The sequence below is a fragment of the Streptomyces sp. NK08204 genome, from assembly GCF_020400585.1.
In the GTDB taxonomy this organism is placed as follows: Bacteria; Actinomycetota; Actinomycetes; order Streptomycetales; family Streptomycetaceae; genus Streptomyces.
Genome location: NZ_JAINVF010000004.1, coordinates 22,864 through 42,943 on the forward strand (window position 1 = coordinate 22,864; position 20,080 = coordinate 42,943).

11 protein-coding genes and 2 pseudogenes are annotated in these 20,080 nt (G+C 71.7%); 5 read left to right on the forward strand and 8 right to left on the reverse strand.

Going from position 1 to position 20,080, the window contains the following annotated elements; translation table 11 throughout:
• Nucleotides 1-5: 5 nt before the first annotated feature.
• Both K7G59_RS07920 and K7G59_RS07925 read left to right on the forward strand, forming a co-directional pair.
• On the forward strand, nt 6-4,979 hold the full coding sequence (locus K7G59_RS07920) for an NAD-glutamate dehydrogenase (RefSeq protein WP_225831575.1): 4,974 nt from the start codon (nt 6-8) through the stop codon (nt 4,977-4,979).
• A 175-nt stretch (nt 4,980-5,154) separates the two neighbouring features.
• Nucleotides 5,155-6,672 carry a hypothetical protein gene (locus K7G59_RS07925; protein WP_225831576.1) on the forward strand — a complete coding sequence of 506 codons (1,518 nt, stop codon included), beginning with the start codon at nt 5,155-5,157 and terminating at the stop codon, nt 6,670-6,672.
• Between the two features lie 54 nt (nt 6,673-6,726).
• Here K7G59_RS07925 and K7G59_RS07930 read toward each other — a convergent pair whose 3' ends face one another.
• The 4 genes from K7G59_RS07930 to K7G59_RS07945 all read right to left on the reverse strand — a co-directional run bounded on the left by K7G59_RS07930 (nt 6,727) and on the right by K7G59_RS07945 (nt 12,534).
• On the reverse strand, nt 6,727-8,391 hold the full coding sequence (locus K7G59_RS07930; protein ID WP_225831578.1) for a glycosyltransferase family 2 protein: 1,665 nt from the start codon (nt 8,389-8,391) through the stop codon (nt 6,727-6,729).
• Nucleotides 8,388-10,583, reverse strand: coding sequence for a CDP-glycerol:glycerophosphate glycerophosphotransferase (locus K7G59_RS07935; protein WP_225831580.1), 2,196 nt, complete (start codon nt 10,581-10,583; stop codon nt 8,388-8,390). Before K7G59_RS07935 ends, K7G59_RS07930 begins: the two co-directional genes overlap by 4 nt.
• 207 nt (nt 10,584-10,790) lie before the next feature.
• On the reverse strand, nt 10,791-11,630 hold the full coding sequence (locus K7G59_RS07940) for an ABC transporter ATP-binding protein (protein WP_225831582.1): 840 nt from the start codon (nt 11,628-11,630) through the stop codon (nt 10,791-10,793).
• Nucleotides 11,623-12,534 (reverse strand): ABC transporter permease, encoded by a 912-nt coding sequence (locus K7G59_RS07945; protein ID WP_225831584.1) that lies wholly within the window; start codon nt 12,532-12,534, stop codon nt 11,623-11,625. The genes K7G59_RS07940 and K7G59_RS07945 overlap by 8 nt, the downstream gene beginning before the upstream one ends.
• A gap of 199 nt (nt 12,535-12,733) precedes the next feature.
• Between K7G59_RS07945 and K7G59_RS07950 the strand changes: the two genes are divergently transcribed.
• On the forward strand, nt 12,734-13,360 hold the full coding sequence (locus tag K7G59_RS07950) for a TetR/AcrR family transcriptional regulator (RefSeq protein ID WP_225831585.1): 627 nt from the start codon (nt 12,734-12,736) through the stop codon (nt 13,358-13,360).
• Nucleotides 13,361-13,384: 24 nt separating this feature from the next.
• Here the strand turns inward: K7G59_RS07950 and K7G59_RS07955 are convergent.
• Nucleotides 13,385-13,606, reverse strand: a pseudogene (locus K7G59_RS07955) (UDP-glucose 4-epimerase GalE); the annotation flags it as partial.
• A gap of 277 nt (nt 13,607-13,883) precedes the next feature.
• A pseudogene (locus tag K7G59_RS07960) lies at nt 13,884-15,113 on the reverse strand (glycosyltransferase 87 family protein); the annotation flags it as partial.
• A 231-nt stretch (nt 15,114-15,344) separates the two neighbouring features.
• Here K7G59_RS07960 and K7G59_RS07965 point away from each other — a divergent pair.
• The gene (locus K7G59_RS07965; RefSeq protein ID WP_308295004.1) at nt 15,345-16,859 is read left to right on the forward strand and encodes a glycosyltransferase family 39 protein; all 1,515 of its coding nucleotides are present in this window, start codon (nt 15,345-15,347) and stop codon (nt 16,857-16,859) included.
• On the opposite strand, the gene K7G59_RS07970 is transcribed toward K7G59_RS07965, so the two are convergent.
• Nucleotides 16,816-17,301, reverse strand: coding sequence for a MarR family winged helix-turn-helix transcriptional regulator (locus tag K7G59_RS07970; RefSeq protein ID WP_225831587.1), 486 nt, complete (start codon nt 17,299-17,301; stop codon nt 16,816-16,818). The two genes, K7G59_RS07965 and K7G59_RS07970, sit on opposite strands and share 44 nt — an antisense overlap.
• Before the next feature lie 129 nt (nt 17,302-17,430).
• Here K7G59_RS07970 and K7G59_RS07975 point away from each other — a divergent pair, with 129 nt between their 5' ends.
• Nucleotides 17,431-17,844 (forward strand): organic hydroperoxide resistance protein, encoded by a 414-nt coding sequence (locus K7G59_RS07975; protein WP_225831589.1) that lies wholly within the window; start codon nt 17,431-17,433, stop codon nt 17,842-17,844.
• Here K7G59_RS07975 and K7G59_RS07980 read toward each other — a convergent pair.
• Nucleotides 17,834-20,080 (reverse strand): bifunctional glycosyltransferase/CDP-glycerol:glycerophosphate glycerophosphotransferase, encoded by a 2,247-nt coding sequence (locus tag K7G59_RS07980; protein WP_225831591.1) that lies wholly within the window; start codon nt 20,078-20,080, stop codon nt 17,834-17,836. The two genes, K7G59_RS07975 and K7G59_RS07980, sit on opposite strands and share 11 nt — an antisense overlap.

Below are 20,080 nucleotides of genomic sequence, written 5' to 3' on the forward strand. Positions count from 1 at the left end.
GGACAATGCAGACCAAGCTGGACGAAGCCAAGGCCGAGCTGCTCGAACGGGCCGCCCGGGTAGCTGAGAACAGCCCGGTCGGGGGGCACCTACCGACTGGGACCGCAGGCGAGGGCACTCCGGACACCACACGGACCCCTGGCCCGGCGGGCAGCGAGTCCGTGCTCGCTTTCCTCCAGCGTTACTACCTGCACACCGCCCCGGAAGACCTCAGCGACCGCGACCCGGTCGACGTCTACGGCGCCGCGGTCTCCCACTACCGTCTCGCCGAGAACCGCCCCCAGGGCACCGCGAACGTCCGGGTCCACACGCCCACCGTCGAGGAGAACGGGTGGACCTCCAGCCACTCCGTGGTCGAGGTCGTCACCGACGACATGCCCTTCCTCGTCGACTCGGTCACCAACGAGCTGACCCGGCAGGGACGCGGCATCCACGTCGTCATCCACCCGCAGTTCGTCGCCCGCCGCGATGTCACCGGCAAGCTGATCGAGGTCCTGCCGACCCCGTCCGGCGGCGACCTGCCGCACGACGCGCACATCGAGTCCTGGATCCACGTCGAGATCGACCGCGAGACCGACCGGGCCGACCTCAAGCAGATCACCGCCGATCTGCTGCGCGTCCTGTCCGACGTCCGCGAGGCCGTCGAGGACTGGGAGAAGATGCGGGACGCGGCGACCCGCCTGTCCGACGGCCTCGAGAGCGAGCCCGTCCCCGGCGACCTGGCCCGGCCCGAGGTCGAGGAGGCCCGCGAGCTGATGCGCTGGCTGGCCGCCGACCACTTCACCTTCCTCGGCTACCGCGAGTACCAGCTGCGCGACGACGACACGCTCGCCGCCGTCCCCGGCACCGGCCTCGGCATACTGCGTTCCGACCCCAAGCACGCCGAGGACGACCAGCACCCGGTCAGCCCCTCCTTCGAGCGGCTCCCGGCCGACGCACGTGCCAAGGCCCGCGAGCACAAGCTCCTCGTGCTGACCAAGGCCAACAGCCGGTCCACCGTGCACCGGCCGTCTTACCTGGACTACATCGGCGTCAAGAAGTTCGACGCCGAGGGGAACGTCGTCGGCGAGCGCCGCTTCCTCGGCCTGTTCTCCTCGGCCGCCTACACCGAGTCCGTGCGCCGCGTCCCCGTCATCCGCCGCAAGGTCGACGAGGTGCTGCAGCGCGCCGGGTTCTCGCCCAACAGCCACGACGGCCGTGACCTGCTCCAGATCCTGGAGACCTACCCGCGCGACGAACTGTTCCAGACGCCGGCCGACGAACTGCAGTCCATCGTCACGTCCGTGCTGTACCTCCAGGAGCGCCGTCGGCTGCGGCTCTACCTGCGCCAGGACGAGTACGGCCGCTACTACTCGGCCCTCGTCTACCTCCCGCGCGACCGCTACACCACCGGCGTCCGGCTGCGGATCATCGACATCCTGAAGGAGGAGCTCGGCGGCATCAGCGTCGACTTCACCGCCTGGAACACCGAGTCGATCCTGTCCCGGCTGCACTTCGTCGTCCGTGTCCCGCCGGGCACCGTACTGCCCGAGCTGTCGGACGCCGACAAGGAGCGCATCGAGGCACGCCTGGTCGAGGCCGCCCGCTCCTGGGCGGACGGGTTCGCGGAGGCGCTGAACGCCGAGTGCGGCGAGGAGCGCGCCGCCGAGCTGCTGCGCCGCTACAACAGCGGCAACTCCTTCCCCGAGGGCTACAAGGCCGACCACACCCCCCGCGCGGCGGTCGCCGACCTGATCCACCTGGAGCGGCTCGGCAAGGAGAAGGGCAGCGACTTCGCGCTCAGCCTGTACGAGCCGGTGGGCGCCGGCCCCGAGGAGCGCCGCTTCAAGATCTACCGCAAGGGCGGGTCGGTCTCGCTCTCCGTGGTCCTGCCGGTCCTCAACCGGCTCGGCGTCGAGGTCGTCGACGAGCGGCCCTACGAGCTGCGCTGCGCCGACCGCAGCACCGCATGGATCTACGACTTCGGGCTGCGCGTGCCCAAGGCGCTGGACGGCGGCAGCGGCGACTACCTGGGCGACGACGGCCGCCAGCGGTTCCAGGACGCCTTCGCCGCGACCTGGACCGGCAAGGCGGAGAACGACGGCTTCAACTCCCTCGTGCTGAGCGCCGGACTGACCTGGCGCCAGGCCATGGTGCTGCGCGCCTACGCCAAGTACCTGCGGCAGGCCGGCTCGACCTTCTCGCAGGACTACATGGAGGACACCCTCCGCGAGAACGTCCACACCACCCGCCTCCTCGTCTCCCTGTTCGAGGCGCGGATGTCCCCGCAGCGGCAGAGGGCCGGGCTCGAGCTGATCGACGCGCTCCTCGAGGAGATCGAGGCGGCCCTGGACCAGGTGGCGAGCCTGGACGAGGACCGCATCCTGCGGTCCTTCCTGACCGTCATCAAGGCGACCCTGCGCACGAACTTCTTCCAGACGGCGGTCGGCGGGCAGCCGCACGACTACGTCTCCATGAAGTTCGACCCGCAGGCCATCCCGGACCTGCCCGCGCCGCGCCCGGCGTACGAGATCTGGGTGTACTCGCCGCGCGTCGAGGGCGTGCACCTGCGCTTCGGCAAGGTCGCGCGCGGTGGCCTGCGCTGGTCCGACCGGCGTGAGGACTTCCGCACCGAGATCCTCGGTCTGGTCAAGGCGCAGATGGTGAAGAACACCGTCATCGTGCCGGTCGGCGCCAAGGGCGGCTTCGTCGCCAAGCAGTTGCCGGACCCGAGCGTGGACCGGGACGCCTGGCTGGCCGAGGGCATCGCCAGCTACAAGACGTTCATCTCGGCGCTGCTCGACATCACCGACAACATGGTCGCCGGCGAGGTCGTCCCGCCGCAGGACGTCGTCCGGCACGACGGCGACGACACCTACCTGGTGGTCGCGGCCGACAAGGGCACGGCGACGTTCTCGGACATCGCCAACGGGGTTGCGGAGCAGTACAACTTCTGGCTCGGCGACGCCTTCGCCTCCGGCGGCTCGGCCGGCTACGACCACAAGGGCATGGGCATCACCGCGCGTGGCGCCTGGGAGTCGGTGAAGCGGCACTTCCGCGAGCTGGGCGTGGACACGCAGAGCGAGGACTTCACGGTCGTCGGCATCGGTGACATGTCCGGTGACGTGTTCGGCAACGGCATGCTCCTGTCCGAGCACATCCGCCTGGTCGCCGCCTTCGACCACCGGCACATCTTCATCGACCCGACCCCGGACGCGGCCACCTCCTACGCCGAGCGCCGGCGCCTGTTCGAGCTGCCCCGCTCCAGCTGGGCCGACTACAACACCGAGCTGCTCTCCGCGGGCGGCGGGGTCTTCCCGCGCAGCGCCAAGTCGGTCCCGATCAACAGCCACATCCGCGAGGCCCTGGGCATCGAGGGCAAGGTCACCAAGATGACCCCGGCCGACCTGATGAAGGCGATCCTCCACTCGCCGGTCGACCTGCTGTGGAACGGCGGCATCGGCACCTACGTGAAGGCGTCTGCGGAGTCGAACGCCGACGTCGGCGACAAGGCCAACGACGCCATCCGCGTCGACGGCAAGGACCTGCGCGTCAAGGTCGTCGGCGAGGGCGGCAACCTGGGCCTGACCCAGCTCGGCCGCATCGAGTTCGCGACGCACGGCGGCAAGATCAACACCGATGCGATCGACAACAGCGCCGGTGTGGACACCTCCGACCACGAGGTGAACATCAAGATCCTGCTCAACGGCCTGGTCGCGGACGGCGACATGACCGTCAAGCAGCGCAACAAGCTGCTGGCCGAGATGACCGACGAGGTCGGCGCGCTGGTCCTGCGCAACAACTACGCGCAGAACACCGCCCTGGCCAACGCGCTCTTCCAGGCCAAGGACATGCTCCACGCCCAGCAGCGGTTCGTCCGCCACCTGGTGCGCGAGGGCCACCTGGACCGGGCGCTGGAGTTCCTGCCCACCGACCGGCAGATCCGCGAGCGCCTGAACCAGGGCCAGGGCCTGACCAGTCCGGAGACGGCCGTCGTCCTGGCGTACACGAAGATCACGGTCGCCGAGGAGCTGCTGCACACCTCGCTGCCCGACGACCCGTACCTGCGCGGTCTGCTGCACGCCTACTTCCCGACGGCGCTGCGCGAGCAGTTCACCGAGCACATCGACAACCACCCGCTGCGCCGCGAGATCACCACGACCGTCCTGGTCAACGACACGGTCAACACGGGCGGTACGACATATCTGCACCGCCTGCGCGAGGAGACCGGGGCCTCCCTGGACGAGATCGTCCGCGCCCAGACCGTGGCCCGCGCGATCTTCCGCTCGGCGCCGGTGTGGGACGCCGTCGAGGAGCTGGACAACAAGGTCGCCGCGGCCGTGCAGACCCGGATCCGGCTGCACTCGCGCCGCCTGGTCGAGCGCGGCACCCGCTGGCTGCTGAACAACCGGCCGCAGCCGCTGCAGCTCGCGGAGACCGTCGAGTTCTTCGGCGAGCGGGTCGAGCACGTCTGGCAGCAGCTGCCGAAGCTGCTGCGCGGTGCGGACCTGGAGTGGTACCAGCACGTGTACGACGAGCTGTCCGCGGCCGGGGTCCCGGACGAACTCGCCACCCGTGTGGCCGGGTTCTCCTCCGCCTTCCCGACGCTCGACATCGTCTCGGTGGCCGACCGCATGGGCAAGGATCCGCTCGCGGTCGCCGAGGTCTACTACGACCTCGCCGACCGGCTCAGCATCACCCAGCTGATGGACCGCATCATCGAGCTGCCCCGCGCCGACCGCTGGCAGTCCATGGCCCGCGCCTCGATCCGCGAGGACCTTTTCGCGGCCCATGCGGCGCTCACCGCGGACGTCCTGGCCGTCGGCAACGGCACCTCGACCCCCGAGCAGCGCTTCACGGCGTGGGAGGAGAAGAACGCGCCGATCCTGAGCCGGGCGCGCACCACCCTGGAGGAGATCCGCAGTTCGGACTCCTTCGACCTCGCCAACCTCTCGGTGGCGATGCGCACGATGCGGACGCTGCTGCGCACCCATTCGTAGCCGTACACAGGGCCGTACGGCACAGCCGTACGACAGCGAGAACGCCCCGGGCCGACGCGATCGGCCCGGGGCGTTCCCTTTCTTGCCGGTTCTTGGCCCAAAAAGATCGGCAAATTTACCGTTTTCTGCTAGTCGGTACCTTTCGGCTAGGGTCTGGGCTGTGACAGTGAGGTGGATGCGCACCGCGCCCAGCACCGCGAGCGCCGGCCGGGCACTGCCGCAGGCAGCCGCCGTGCTCGTCACCGTCCTTCTGCTCCTGGTCATCGTCCGTCTGCCGTGGGCGGGCGATCTGGGCATGCACGCGGCCACCGTGCAGCGGCTGCGGCACAGCCTGCTCCATCCCGGCAATCCGCTGGTGGACGCCGACACCCCGAGCCCGTACTACTCGCCGTGGATGCTGCTGCTCGGCTGTCTCGCCCGGCTCACCGGCCTGTCGGTGTTCGTCGTCCTGCGCCTGGCCGCGCTCGCCGGGCTCGGCCTGCTCGTCACGGGAGTGCGGCGCTACGTCCGCACCCTGAGCCCCCACCGAGCGGCCCCCGCCCTCGCCCTCCTGGCCCTGGTCTTCCTCTGGGGCCCGCTGCTGTTCGACTGGAGCGGCTTTTTCTCCCTCAACTCCCTCGCGCTGACGGTGTCGTACCCGAGCGTGTTCGCCCTCGGCCTCTCCTTCCACTTCTGGGCGTGGCTCACGCAGGCGCTGCGCGACGGCGACCGGGCCGGCCGGGGAGTCTGGCTGGGGCTGGGTGCACTGTGGGCGCTGATCCTGCTGTGCCACCAGTTCACCGGGGTCGTGGCCTCCCTGGGCGCGCTGGCCACGGTGCTCGCCGCGCGCCCGGAACGATCCGTCCTGCCGCGGCTCGGCGCCGGGCTCGCGCTGGGAGCGGTGGTGCTGTGGCTGTGGCCGTACTACGACTTCTTCGCGCTGTTCTCCGCGGGCGCCGATCTGGAGGCCGTCCACCGGCCGCTGTACCAGCACCTGGCCGGGCGGTTCGGACTGGTCCTGCTGGGGGTGCTCGCGCTGGGCTTGCGGCTGCGCCGGGACCGCCGGGATCCGCTGGTGCTCTTCTTCGCGTTCGGCGCGCTCGTGTTCGCCGCGGGCGGGCTGACCGGTCACTACTCGTGGGGCCGCGTCCTGCCCGCCGCGCTGATCCCGGCGCAGCTCGCCGCCGCGCTGGAGACGGTGTCCGCCGGGCAGCGGGCGACGGGGGTCTCCCCTGCTCGAGCGAGGTCGGGACCGTGGGGGAGGGCGGGCTGGGTGTGCGCGCTCGGTGCGGCGCTGGCGGTGGGGGCGTGGGCGCAGGCCGGGACGCTCGGGTACGTGGTCGGGCGGGACGCGCTGCCCGGGGCGGTCGCGGCGAAGTACCGCACGCCGTGGGTGGGGTACCACTGGATCACGCCCTGGGTGAGGTACGGGGACGTGGTCATGGCCCGCACGATGCCGTCCCGTCAGATCCCGGCGTACGGGCCGTACACCGTGGCGCCGGGCTACCCCGACTTCTTCCTGCCGGACGAGGCGCGGCGGGAAGCGGCGGTGACGCGGTACTTCGCGGCGGGGACGCCGGAGGGCGAGCGGCGCGGCATCGTGCGGCGGTACCGGGTGCGGTGGGTCGTGGGCGGCAGGTCGTTGGCGCAACCGGGTTTGCGCAAGGTGGCCGGCGGTCCGGGCGGGCAGGTGCTGTACGAGGTCGTGCGCTGACCACTGCAGCGGCCGGCCGGCCGGGACGGGTGCGGCTGCGGCGCCCCCGGCGGTCTACTTGAGCGCGCTCGCGACCAGCTTCGCCGCGTTCTTCACCTTCGGCTTCGCCAGTCTGTGCACCACCGGGCGGACCACCCGGGCCGTCACGCCCACCGGGCGCCAGCGGACCTGGAGGCGGCCGGGCGTGCGGCCCTCCGGTTCGACGGTGACCTGGTGGGGGGCCGTGCCGGAGCGGTAGTCGATGCGGGCTGTCGCGGCCGGGAAGTCCAGTGGGGCCAGGAGGACGCCCGAGTGGGACAGGCCCTGCTGGGTCAGACGGAGCAGGGGGTGGCGTACGCCTTCGAAGCCATGGAGGGGGATCGGCGCCGCCGTCAGGTCGAGGGTGACGCTGCCCTCGAAGATGCCGGGGCGGACCGGGTCGAGGCGGAAGGGGACCGTCATGCGGCGGCCACCGGGGGTCAGCAGTACGGTGGCTCGCTGGGGGCCCACGGGCAGGCGCAGACCGGGGTCGTAGGTGCGCACGGTCAGGGCGACCGAGGCGCCGCGGCCCAGGGTCAGTTCGGTGATCTCGTGACGGAAGTACGCGCTCGGGAAGGGGCGTGTGTCCAGCTCCAGGTCGGTCACGTCGAGTTCCCGGCGGGCCCGCTCGGACGCGGGGACGCTGTCGCCCCAGTAGGGCACGCCGTCGGTGCCGACGGTGATCTGCCGTGGTGCCACGCCGTGGCCCAGGCCGCGCGCCGCCAGCCGGAGATCGGCCGTGCGACCGTCGCGCAGCAGTTCCAGTACGACCCGTTCCGGGCGCGGCAGCCGGGCGTACGCGCCCGGAGCAAGCGTCTCCAGGTACGGGTTCATGATCTTCGCGAAGGACTCCAGCCACGGTGCGTCCCGGTAGGGCAGGTCGCCCGCGTACATACGGAAGTCGTGCTTGAGGAACTTGTAGTCCTTGTCCTCGCGCAGCCCCGCATGTCCGCTGCTCACCAGGAACTCGTCGATCAGGCGCTGCACATGGACGCGGTCGCGGACGTTGGAGATCTTGTGCCGCTGGTTGGAGATGGACGCGGACGCCTCCGCCGCGAACGGCTCGACGTACCACACGTACACCGGGTCCGGGATGATCGTGAACGCCCTCGCCAGGCAGTACGCCTGCACCGAGAACAGCTGGTCCTCGTAGTGGACGCCCTCGGGGAAGCGGAGCCGGTGGCGGTCCAGGAAGGAACGCGCGTACATCTTGCTGGTGGACAGGTGCTCGAAGAGCAGCCGCGGGTCGGCGCCGATGCCTTCCACCGTGCGGTGCTCCGCGACCAGGTGCGGCATCCAGGTCGAGTGGCGCCCGGTGTCCACCCGTACGCGCTGCACCGCGCCCATGGTGAAGTCCACCTCGCGCTCACGGTGCGCGGCCAGCAGGGACTCGACCGCGCGGGGCGGGAGTTCGTCGTCGCTGTCCAGGAACATCAGGTACGGGGCACGGGCGATCTCGATGGCCCGGTTGCGCGGGGCGCTGCACCCGCCGCTGTTCTCCGGCAGCCGCAGATAGCGGATGCGGTGGTCCTGGGCGGCCAGTTGCCGTGCCACCGAGGGTGTTCCGTCGGTGGAGTGGTCGTCGCTGATGATGATCTCGATGTTCGCGTGGGTCTGCGCGCGCAACGAGGCGACCGCGCGGGGGAGCCGGGCAGCGTCGTTGTAGACGATGACCGTGACCGTGACGTCAGGGGTCGTCATGCCGTGGCCTCCTCGGGGGTCGGGGCGGGGGTGCGCTCCTCGAGCGGGATCACGGGCGGCAGCGACTCCTCGGGCTCGCCGAGGAAGACCCGGCGTACGACCCGCTCGGCGGCGCGCCCGTCGTCGTACTCGCAGAACCGGCGCCGGAACGCGGCCAGGGCCTTGGTCGCGCACTCGTCGCGCCAGGCACCGGAGGTGAAGATCTCCGTCAGCTCCCCCTGGGTGCGGGCGACCCTGCCGGGGGCCTGCGCCGGCAGGTCGAAGTAGACGCCGCGGGTGGTGGAGTACGTCTCCCAGTCGTCGGCGTAGACGACGATCGGGCGGCCCAGGTTGGCGTAGTCGAACATGATGGAGGAGTAGTCCGTGACCAGTGCGTCGGCGGCCAGGCACAGCTCCTCGACGGGGTCGTAGGAGGAGACGTCGACGAGCCGCCCGGAGCGGCGCAGGCCGGTCAGCGAGGAGGCCGCGCCGCCGTAGAAGTAGTGGGCGCGGACCAGCAGGACCGTGTTCTCGCCGAGGCGCTCGGCGAGGGCCGCCAGGTCCAGGCGCGGGGTGAAGCCGGCCTCGTAGTCGCGGTGGGTGGGGGCGTAGAGGACGGCCGTCCTGCCGGGGGCGATGCCGAGGCGTTCGCGGGCGGCGCGGACGTCGGCCGCGGTGGCGGTGTAGAAGACGTCGTTGCGCGGATAGCCGTGGTTCAGCGAGACGAAGCGGGCCGGGTAGGCGCGCTCCCACATGCGGGTGGAGTGGCTGTTGGCGCTGACGCTGTAGTCCCACTTGTCGATGCGGGACAGCAGCGCGGCGAAGTCCAGGCCCTGGGCGGCGGCCGGGTGCTCCATCTGGTCCAGGCCCATGCGCTTGATCGGGGTGCCGTGGTGGGTCTGGAGGTGGATCGCGTCGGGGCGTTTGACCACGTCGTTGGGGAAGTTGACGTTGTTCGTCAGGTACGTGGCGGTGGCCAGCGTCTCCCAGTAGCGGCGGGTGCCGGGGACGACGTGGTCGGTGCCGGGCGGCAGCAGGGCGGCGTTCTCCTTGCCGACCACCCACACCTGGTGGATGTGCGGGGCGAGTTCGGCGAGCTTGGCGGCGATCGCGGCCGGGTTGCAGGAGATCCCGCGGTCCCAGTAGGCGGAGAAGACGGCCAGGCCGGGGTCGGCCGGGTGGCTGAGCGCGCGGCGGTACTGCAGGTCGCGGACCTTCTCGCCGACCTGGCGTCTGCGCTCCCGTACCGTCTTCCTGGCCGTGCGGCGGGTGCGGTTGACGGCCTGCAGCGCGCGGTACTTGGTGTAGGCGCCTTCCTCGAGCAGGGCGTGCCGCATGCCCTCCATGCCGTCCGGCCGCTGATGGCCCTCCGGGCGCCAGCGGACGGCGGCCAGGGAGGCACGGCGGAAGAACTCGCGGGCCACCGGGTCTGGCAGGTTCTCGCGGGCGAAGGTGCGCAGCAGATCGCGGACCATCAGGTCGTACAGGACCGCGCGGGCGGCGCGGCGGTCCCGGACGAGCGGCAGCAGGTTCTCGTAGCGGTCGACGAGCGCGAACCGGTCCTCGGGCGCGAGCGGCGGCAGGCTCTCCGGGCGCAACCTGCGGTCTTCGTAGGCCACTTGGTTCAGGCAGGCGATGCGTCCGGCGAGCAGGAGGGCCGCGTGGGCGGCGTACGGTTCGTCGTCGGTGGCGAGCCGCTCCTCGTGCGCCCGCCAGAACTCGGCGCGCAGCGCACGGTTGCCGAGCAGGGGCGTGAGGCGCAGCAGGTCGGCGGCCTCGGCCAGCGGGAGGTCGGTGCGGCCGGTGGCGGCGAGCCGCCGGCCGTCGCGGGAGGGGCGGGCCGTGGTCTGCCAGGTGCTGGTGACGTGGTCGAAGAGCAGCACGTCGGCCGTGTCGGGCAGTTCTGTGGTCCGCTCGGCGAGCAGCCGGGGCGCGCCGGCGGGCAGGCCGTCCTTGGCGTGGACGAAGTGCAGCCAGTGGCCGCGGGCCTGCCGGGCGCCGGCCGACCGGGCCGCCGTGTCGGTGGTGCCGTCCGGCAGGGGCACGACGGTGATGTCCGGGGCGTGCCCCTCGGCGGTCTCCCGGGCCCAGTCGCCGACCGCGGCGACGATGACCTCGGTGTCCGGGAGCGGGAGCGCCGCCAACGAGTCGAGGAGTTCGGTCAGATGCCCCTGGGTGTTCGGTCCGTACACGATGACGCTCAGTTGGGGCATCGCAGTGGACTCCTTCGGCTCGTCGACTCCGGGCGCGCCTTTCATAACATACTGCTGTTAAGTGGATGAAAGGGATAACCACGCCTGTGGTAAGAGAACGACTCGGGAAGGAAGAGTGCTTCGAGCGCCTGGGGCCCGAGGTCATGACGGGCCTTGACAGCCTTGACGGATTTTGACGGGCCTGGGCAGGGCTTGGCGGGACCTTGGTCAGACCTTGGCGGCGGGCTTCGGCGCCCCCTTCGCCGTCTTGTCGCTCTTGTCGCCGGTGAAGGCCTCGTACTCCTTCATGACGTCCTCGGTGGGCCCGTCCATGCGCAGTTCGCCGCGCTCCAGCCACAGCACGCGTTCACAGGTGTCCCGGATCGACTTGTTGTTGTGGCTGACCAGGAACACCGTGCCCGCCTGCTCGCGCAGTTCGCGGATGCGTTCCTCGGAGCGCTTCTGGAAGGAGCGGTCGCCGGTCGCGAGGGCCTCGTCGATGAGCAGGACGTCGTGGTCCTTGGCGGCGGCGATGGAGAACCGCAGGCGCGCCGCCATGCCGGAGGAGTACGTGCGCATGGGGAGCGTGATGAAGTCGCCCTTGTCGTTGATGCCGGAGAAGTCGACGATGTCCTGGTAGCGCTGCTTGACCTGCTCCCGGGACATGCCCATGGCGAGACCGCCGAGGTGGACGTTGCGCTCGCCGGTGAGGTCGTTCATCAGGGCCGCGTTGACGCCGAGCAGGGAGGGCTGGCCGTGGGTGTAGATGTGGCCGCTCTCCACGGGCAGCAGCCCGGCGACCGCCTTGAGCAGCGTCGACTTGCCGGAACCGTTCGTACCGATGAGGCCGATCGCCTCACCCTTGTAGGCCACGAACGAGACCTTCTTCACCGCGTGCACCCGGCGCACGCCGGCCGCCTTCTCGGCCTGCTCGCGGCGCAGGATGCGGTTGAGGGCGGCGGTCGCGGAACCGCGGCCGGTGCCGGTGCCGTTGACCCGGTAGACGATGTCGACGCTGTCGGCGACGACGGTGGGGATCTTCTTGTCGCGGTCGGTGTGCTCAGCCACGGCCGTACGTCTCCTCAGCCTTCCAGAAGTAGATGAAGCCGCCGACGCCGAAGAGCAGCGCCCAGCCGATCGCCGTCGCCCACACGTGCGGGGGCAGCTGGCGGGCGTGGAAGCTGTCGATCAGCGCGAACCGCATGAGGTCGATGTAGACGGCGGCCGGATTGGTCTCCAGCAGGACCGTGACGATGTGCGGCAGGTGGTCCTTCTTGGTCAGCTTGTCGATGCTCCACATCACGCCGGACACGTACATCCAGGTGCGCAGGATGAACGGCATCAGCTGGGCGATGTCCGGGGTCTTGGCGCCCCATCGCGCCATGATCATCGACACGCCCGCGTTGAAGGTGAACTGCAGGACCAGCGCGGGTACCGCCAGCAGCCAGGAGGCGGTGACGGGCACGCCGAAGCAGAGCAGGATGACGAGCAGCGCGGCCATCGAGAACAGCAGCTGCTGGAGCTGCTGGAGGCAGAAGGAGATCGGGAGTGCGGCCCGCGGGAAGTGCAGGGCGCGCACCAGGCCGAGGTTGCCGGAGATCGCGCGGGTCCCGGCCATGATCGAACTCTGCGTGAACGTCCAGATGAACACGCCGGTGACCAGGAACGGGATGTAGTCCTTCACGCCGTGCTTGGTGCCGAGCAGCACGCCGAAGATGAAGTAGTAGACCGCCGCGTTCAGCAGCGGGGTCATGACCTGCCAGACCTGGCCGAGCTTCGCCTGGCTGTACTGGGCGGTGAGCTTGGCGGTGGCGAAGGCGGTGATGAAGTGGCGCCGGGCCCACAGCTGGCGGACGTACTCCGGCAGGGAGGGGCGGGCGCCGCTGACCGACAGGCCGTGCCGGGCGGCGAGCGCCGCGAGGTCGTCGGCCGGGACCTGGGTCGGAGGCGGTGTGTGGAGGACCTGACTCACATCCGCTGCTTTCGCTCGGGGGGAGAGGGGGTGCCGCGTCCGGCTGCCGCCGAAGCGGGGTGGTCGGTCGTCCCGTGTTTCCTTACGGTTCTCTTCTCGTTCTCTTACGTCGGGACGGGACCGTATCGTCGCAACGCGAGACTAGGCCCAACGGACGTCGGAACGCAACCGTTTCGTCGCAACGGCCTATGCTGTCGGCATGACGACGAACGCCGACGAGCCCGGGACGCGTCCGCGCCGCCGCACTCCCGCCGGGGCCGCTGTCCTGCGGGAGGACGTGACCGAGGCCATCCGGGCGGCCGTTTTCGAGGAACTGGCGGCCGTCGGGTACGCGCGCATGTCCATCGAGGGGATCGCGCGCCGGGCGGGCGTCGGCAAGACGGCGGTGTACCGGCGCTGGAAGTCCAAGCTGCACCTGGTGCTGGACGTCGTCTCGGCGATGGCCGTGCTCGGCCTGCCGGTACCGGACACGGGCACCCTGGAGGGCGATCTGCGCCTGCTCTACGAGGTCTCCTCCCGCGCCCTGCGCCACCCGGTCGCCTCGCAGATCATCCCCGACCTCCAGGCCGAGGCGGCCCGCAACCCCGACATCGCGGAGGCCTTCCAGCGGGCCCTGCGGGACGGCCAGGAAGGCGTGGCCAGCAAGATCCTGGCAGCGGCGGAGGAGCGGGGCGAGATCCGGGCGGGCGTCGACCACGACCTCGCCCTGGATCTGATCTCCGGCCCGCTGTACTGGCGCTCGGTGGTCGTCCGCTCCCCCAAGCCGCCGAAGGGCTACCTGGAGAAGCTGGCCCGGGCCACCGCGGGGGCCTTGAAGGCGCTGTGAGGGCGGCGCCCCGGCGCGCGGCGCCTACGAGCGGGCCGCCTCCGGGTGCAGGCGGGTCCAGCCCTCCCAGGCCGAGGTGATCATGTCGCGCACGTCGTACTTGGCCTGCCGGCCCGGTTCCGTCGCGACGCGGTCGGCCGAGGCCACGATGTGGGCCGGGTCGCCAGGGCGGCGCAAGGCGACGACGGGCGGGCGGTCGTAGCCGGTCACCGCGTTGACGTGGTCGATCATTGCGCGGACCGAGAGGTCAGTGGAGCAGGCGGCGGAGCCCGCCGCGCGTGATCTCCAGGACCGCGCGCAGGCCCGCCGCCGCACGCAGCGCGAGCGCGCCGGAGCGCGTGGCGGACGGCTCGCTCGGCGGCACGCCGTGCCGGGCGCCCGGGACGACGTGCCGGCGCGGACGGTCCGCGCAGGCCAGGGCGCGCGCGGTGACGTCTCCGTGTGCGCCGTCCGAGAAGGAAACGGCCGGCCGCAGGCCCCGGGTTCCCGCCCGGAGTGCCGCAAGCCCCACGGACGCCTCGGCCGGCCAGGCGTCGGCGCCGGCCCCCGGGTGCCCGGTCGACGGGCGCGCGGCCCGGCACAGCCGGACGAAGGACAGCACGGCGGCGCCCGCCAGCAGCCCGTTGCGGGCCAGCATCAGCAGGCAGCCGGTCCAGGTGCCGGTGGTCACCTGCGAGTAGAGCAACGGGTACGCCACCGTGCTCAGCGCGGTCGCCGCCAGGACCAGCACCGCCACCGGGCGCTGGCTGGTGTGCCGGGAGGTCAGGCACACGGAGGCCAGTCCGAGCAGCCAGATCAGGTACTGGGGGCTGATGACCCGGCTGGTGACCGTGAACAGCAGCACCGCGCTCAGCGCGGCGTCGTACGGCGTGGCCGCGTTCCACTGCCGCACCCGCACCCGCCACAGCACCAGCAGCGCGAACGCCGCAGCCGTCAGGGCGAGGGAGGCGGTGGCCACGGCGTGCACGTACGGGCCGACCAGTTCGATGGCGCCGTACCGGTAGCGTGTCCGGCCCGGCCAGCCGGCGTGCCGCGCCAGGTTGAGCACCGTACCGCCGAGCGACTCGATCTGCACGCCCCGGCCGCCCTGCTGCCGCAGGAAGACCAGCGGGTCGCGGAACGACACCGCGAAGAGCACCAGCGACACCGCCCCGGCCGCCGTCGCCCAGGCCCACGCCGTGCGCGTCGCGCGCCCCCGGGGCGTGCCGAGCAGCACCAGCCCCGGCCACACCTTCACCAGCGCGCCCAGCGCCCCTAACACACCGCCGGCGCGCGGGGAACGCGCCGACATGAGCAGGGAGATGACGGCGAACGCCGTGACCTGCACGTCGTACCGCGCGAGCGGCAGGTGCAGCAGCAGCGGCAGTCCGCCCGTCCACACGGCGGCGCCGAGCAGGCTCCGCCCAGGGCGTGTGCCCGCGCGCACCAGTGCCGCCGTGATCAGCGCGTCCGCGGCGAGCGTCAGCGCCACGAACGCCTGAAAGTACGTCAGTCGCGGCACCAGGCCCGGCGCGAGCAGCACCACGCCCGCGCCCGGCGGGTACTGCCACAGCGTGTCGTGCGCCGGGAACGAGCCCTGCGCGAGGACGCCGTACCAGTGGGCGTAGAGCCGCCACACCTCACGGGCCACCGAACCGCCGCCCAGCAGCGGGGCGCTGTTGTGGGCGAGCAGCCACAGCATCAGGGCACGGGTGGCGAGCCAGGCGGCGGTGACGGGGACGCGCGTGACGGGGTCGTGGGGACGGCAGTTCATCACATGCGAGCCTAAGCCGCATGGATGGTATATCCATGCCTATACGCCATCATGACCGTCAAAAATTGGCTAATCAGAAAAGATCGGGCCGTAGTGAACGTCGGGCTACCTGTGAAACCGCAGTCGCACAGGGCGGCTGCAACGACAGATGTCGCACCAGCGGTCGCACGCGCGCGTGCCGCCGGGCGCGTACCGGGCCGTGTCCGGTCGGGGGGCCGGTGGGGTGCCGCCGTGGGCGTGCCCGCGCTGGTGATGCTCGCGCTCGGGCTCTGGGGGCTCGACCGCGGCGGGATGTGGCGCGACGAGGCCGTCACGTTCCAGGTCGCGGGCCGCACGGTGCCGCAGATCTGGCGGCTGCTGCACAGCGTGGACGCGGTGCACGGCCTGTACTACCTCCTCATGTACGCCGTCCTCGCCGTCCACCCCGACGAGGTCGTTCTCAGGCTTCCGTCCGTGTGCGCGGCGGCGGTCACCGCGGGCCTGGTGGCCGCGCTCGGCGCCCGGCTGCTCCGGCCGCGCGCCGGGCTGTGGGCCGGACTGCTGTACGCGGGCTCGCCGATGGCCGGCCACTACGCCCAGGAAGGCCGTTCCTACGCCCTCGTCGCGGCCGGCGCCACCGGGGCGACGCTGCTGTTCGTCCGCGCGGTCGGCAGGGGCGGCCGGGCGTGGTGGGCGTACGGCGCGCTCCTCGGACTCACCTGCTGGCTGCACGAGTTCGCGGTGCTGCTGCTGCTCGCCCACGCCGTGTCGCTGGCGCTCGGGCGGGCGGGGGCGCGGGTGTGGCGGGGCTGGGGGTGCGCGGCGGCAGCGGTGGGGGTGTCGCTGGCGCCCCTGGCCCTCGTGTCGCGGTCCCAGTCGGCGCAGGTGGCGTGGTTGCGTCCGCCGACGGTGGAGACGGCACAGGGTTTGCTGAGGATGTTCCTCGGCCCGACGGACGGGGTGTACTGGGCGTGTCTCGGGCTGGCCGCGGTGGGGCTGCTCGGGGTGGTGGGACGGCGGGGCGAGGTGACCTGTGCCGGGGTCTGCCTGCCGTTGGCCGTGGTGCCGCCGGTCGCGTTGATGCTGGTGTCGCAGTTCTCGCCGCTGTATGTCGACCGGTACGTGCTGTACGCGCTGTCGGGCGCGCCCGTGCTGGTGGCGGCGGGGGCGGAGAAGGTGGCCGGGCTGCTCGGGCGTCTGCGGCCGGCGGCCCCGGCCGGCGTCCGGTTCCTCGTCGGCTCCCCGTTCCTCGCCCTGGCCGGTGTGTTCGCCCTCGTGCTCTCCTTCTTCCACCAGTTGCCCCTCATGGACACGGACCGCGACCCCGCCCGCCGCCCGGACGATCTGGCCGCCGTCTCCCGGGTCGCCGCGCGGGAGTTGAGGCCGGGCGATCCTGTGCTGTTCCTCCCCGCCTACACCCGGAACGTGGCCCTGACGTACCCGGGGGCCTTCCGGGGGGTGCGGGACATCGGGCTGGCGGAGGGGGCCGCGGGGTCCGGGACCCTGTACGGGCGGGAGGTGGATGCCTCGGTGCTCGGGCGGCGGCTGGCGGGGCTCGACCGGGTGTGGGTCGTGGCCGACCGGGATGTGCTCGCCGGCCGCTGGGTCGTACAGAGCCCCGTCACGCGGGCCGCACTCGCCCTGCTGGACACCGAGTTCGCGCCCGTGCGGGAGTCCGTACAGGACGAGGTGGCCGTACGGCTCTACGTCCGTTGGTCCGGCGTCAGTCCTGGGCCTCTTCCAGGGCCGAGTCCAGCGCGGTGGTGAGCCGGTCCAGGCGTTCGCGCAGTTCGGCGATCTCCGCCAGGTCGAAGCCGGTCGCCGCCGCGATGCGGCGCGGCACCTGAAGGGCCTGCTCGCGCAGGGCGGCGCCCTCCTCGGTGAGCCGGACGTGGACCGACCGCTCGTCCTGTGCGCTGCGCTCCCGCCGCACCAGACCGGCCCCTTCCAGCCGCTTGACCAGCGGGGACAGCGTGCCGGAGTCGAGCCGCAGATGTTCGCCGAGTTTCTTGACCGGCAGCTCGCCCCGCTCCCACAGCACCAGCATCATCAGGTACTGCGGGTAGGTGAGCCCGAGGTCCTTCAGGGCCACGCGGTAGACGCCGTTGAAGGCGCGGGTGGCGGCGTGCAGGGAGAAGCAGATCTGGCGGTCCAGGCGCAGCCAGTCCGCCTCGGAGGCGGCATCCAGGGGGGCGGGGGTGGCGGTCATGCGTCCAGGGTAGCTCTGGTGCGCCATTTAGTTGTGCACAATTTAATTGTGTGCTCTACTTGTGGTCGTGCGGCGGCGCGGACAGGGCCGCCGCAACCGCGACCCCACTTCAACAAGGGATGGTCATCCATGGACGCGCTCTACACCGCTGTTGCCACCGCCACCCACGGCCGCGAGGGCCGTGCCGTCTCTTCCGACGGCAGGATCGACCTCGCGCTGGCCATGCCGGTGGAGCTGGGTGGCAACGGCCAGGGCACCAACCCCGAGCAGCTCTTCGCCGCCGGGTATGCCGCCTGCTTCGGCAGCGCCCTCGGCCTCGTCGGCCGGCAGGCCAAGGTGGACGTCAGCGACGCGGCGGTCACCGCCGAGGTCGGCATAGGCAAGCAGGGCGAGGGCTTCGGCCTGAAGGTGACCCTGCGGATCGAGCTGCCCGAGGGCGTGGACGAGGCGACCGGCCGCAAGCTGGTCGAGACCGCCCACCAGGTCTGCCCCTACTCCAACGCCACCCGCGGCAACATCGACGTCGACCTGGTCATCGAGTAGCACCCCAGGGCGCCGCCGACCGGGCACCGGTGTCCGCGGCGCGCCCCGTCGCCTGTCCCGGCAGCCGGGCGCCCGGCGCCTCCGGCATCGACTCGCCCAGCAGCAGCGTGCGGACGACCCGCTCGGCGGCCCCGCCGTCGTCGAACTCGCAGAACCGCGCCCGGAAGTCCGCCCGCCGCCGCGCCGACTCCTCGTCCCGCCACGCCCCGGAGGCGAACAGCCGCGCCAACTCCCGCTGCGAGCGGCAGACATGACCCGGTGCCTCCGCGGTGATGTCGAGGTAGGCGCCGCGGCTCGCCCGGAACGCGGCCCAGTCGTCCGCGTGCACCACGATCGGCCGGTCCAGGTTGGCGTAGTCGAACATCAGGGACGAGTAGTCGGTGACCAGCGCGTCGGCGGCCAGCAGCACCTGCTGCACGTACGGCTCGTCCGTCGCGTCCACCACGATCCCGCGCCGGTCCAGCTCCGCCAGGCCGAAGCCGCGCGCGGGACCGCTCGCGAGCGAGGGGTGCAACCGGACCACCAGGGTGTGGCCCTCGCCCAGCTCGGCCGCGAACCGGGCCAGGTCGATCCGGTCCACGTACCCGCCCCGGCGGTAGTCCCGCCGGGTCGGCGCGTACAGCACCACCGTGTGCTCCTCCGGGATGCCGTACCGCAGCCGGAAGGCACTGCCGTCCTCGTCGCCGGGGCTGACGAGCACGTCGTTGCGCGGGCTGCCGGTGCGCACCGAGGTGAAGTGGCAGGGGTAGGCCCGCTCCCACACCAGCTCGGAATGGCGGTTGGCGACCAGGCTGTAGTCCCAGCGGTCCGCCCGGCGCAGCATCTGCGGCACGTCGAAGCCGTGCCGGGCGCCGGGCTTGTCCAGCAGATCGGCGCCCATGTACTTCAGCGGGGTGCCCTGGTGGGTGTGGATGTGCACGCTGCCGGGGCGTTTGGCCAGTGTGCCGGGCCAGTTGACGTCGTTGACGAAGAACGAGGCCCGCGCGGTGACCTCCAGACAGCGCCGGGAACCAAGGAGCACGTGATCGACACCGGGCGGCAGCTGTTCGGCGGTCTCCGCGTCCCGCACCACCCACACCCCGCGCAGCCGCGGGGCGATCTCCCGCGCCTTGTGGTAGACGGCCGCCGGGTCGCCGAGCACGCCCCGGTGGGAGGAAGCCGAGTACACCACCAGATCCGGGTCCAGCGGTCGCAGCGCCTGGACGGCGGCCCAGCCGCCGCGGGCCCGCCCGCCCACCGCCCGGCGTGCCTGTGCCGCCCGCCGTGCGGCCTCCCGCCCGGCCCGCGCGGCCTGCCGCCGCACCCGGTACGCCGTGTAGGAGCCCTCCAGCGCGGCGACCTCGCCGTCCACCGCCGCGTCCTCCGGTTTGTAGCTGCGGAACATCTGCGCCGTACGCCGGAAGAACTCGGCCTTGTCGGCGGGCGGCAGCCGGTCCGGCTTGGCGAGGATGTCCAGGCAGTGCTCGCCCATCTTGCGGTGCAGGTACGGCCGCCAGCGCCACAGCTCGGCATGCTGGTCGACGAAGGCGAACACCCGCTTGTACTGGTCGTGGATGTCGAAGTGCTTGCGGCTGGTGGTGGACAGGATGTTGCCCTGCCGGCGCTGCCGGTAGTTCAGGCAGATGCGGTCCAGGACGGCGATCTGCGCGGCGCTGAGCATGACCGGGAAGGTCCAGGGGGTGTCCTCGTAGTACCCGGGCGGGAACTCGAAACCGTTCAGGGTGACGAACTCGCGCCGGTAGACCTTGTTCCACACCACCATCAGCAGGTCCAGGATCTCCGGGTGGTCGCCGACCCCGAAGGTGCCCGCCCCGGCGTCGGCGAGCACGTGCGCGAGCGCGTTGCGGCGGGTGCCGCCCCACCAGTAGGTGCGCGCGTAGTCGAACACCAGCACGTCCGGGTCGCCGGCCTCGTCCAGCCGGTCGGCGATGGCACGCAGCGCGCCCGGGGTGAGGGTGTCGTCGCTGTCCAGGAAGAACAGGTAGTCGCCGGACGCGTGCGGCATCCCGGCGTTGCGGGCCCGGCCCAGGCCCACGTTCTCCGGCAGGTGCAGCACCTTCACGCGCGGATCGCGCTCGGCGTACTCGTCGAGGATCGCGCCGCAGCCGTCCGGGGAGCGGTCGTCCACGGCGATCAGTTCCAGGTCGCTGAAGGACTGCAGCAGCACCGAGTCGAGGCACTCGCGCAGAAAGCCCTGCACCTTGAAACAGGGGACGATGACACTGAAGCGGGGCAC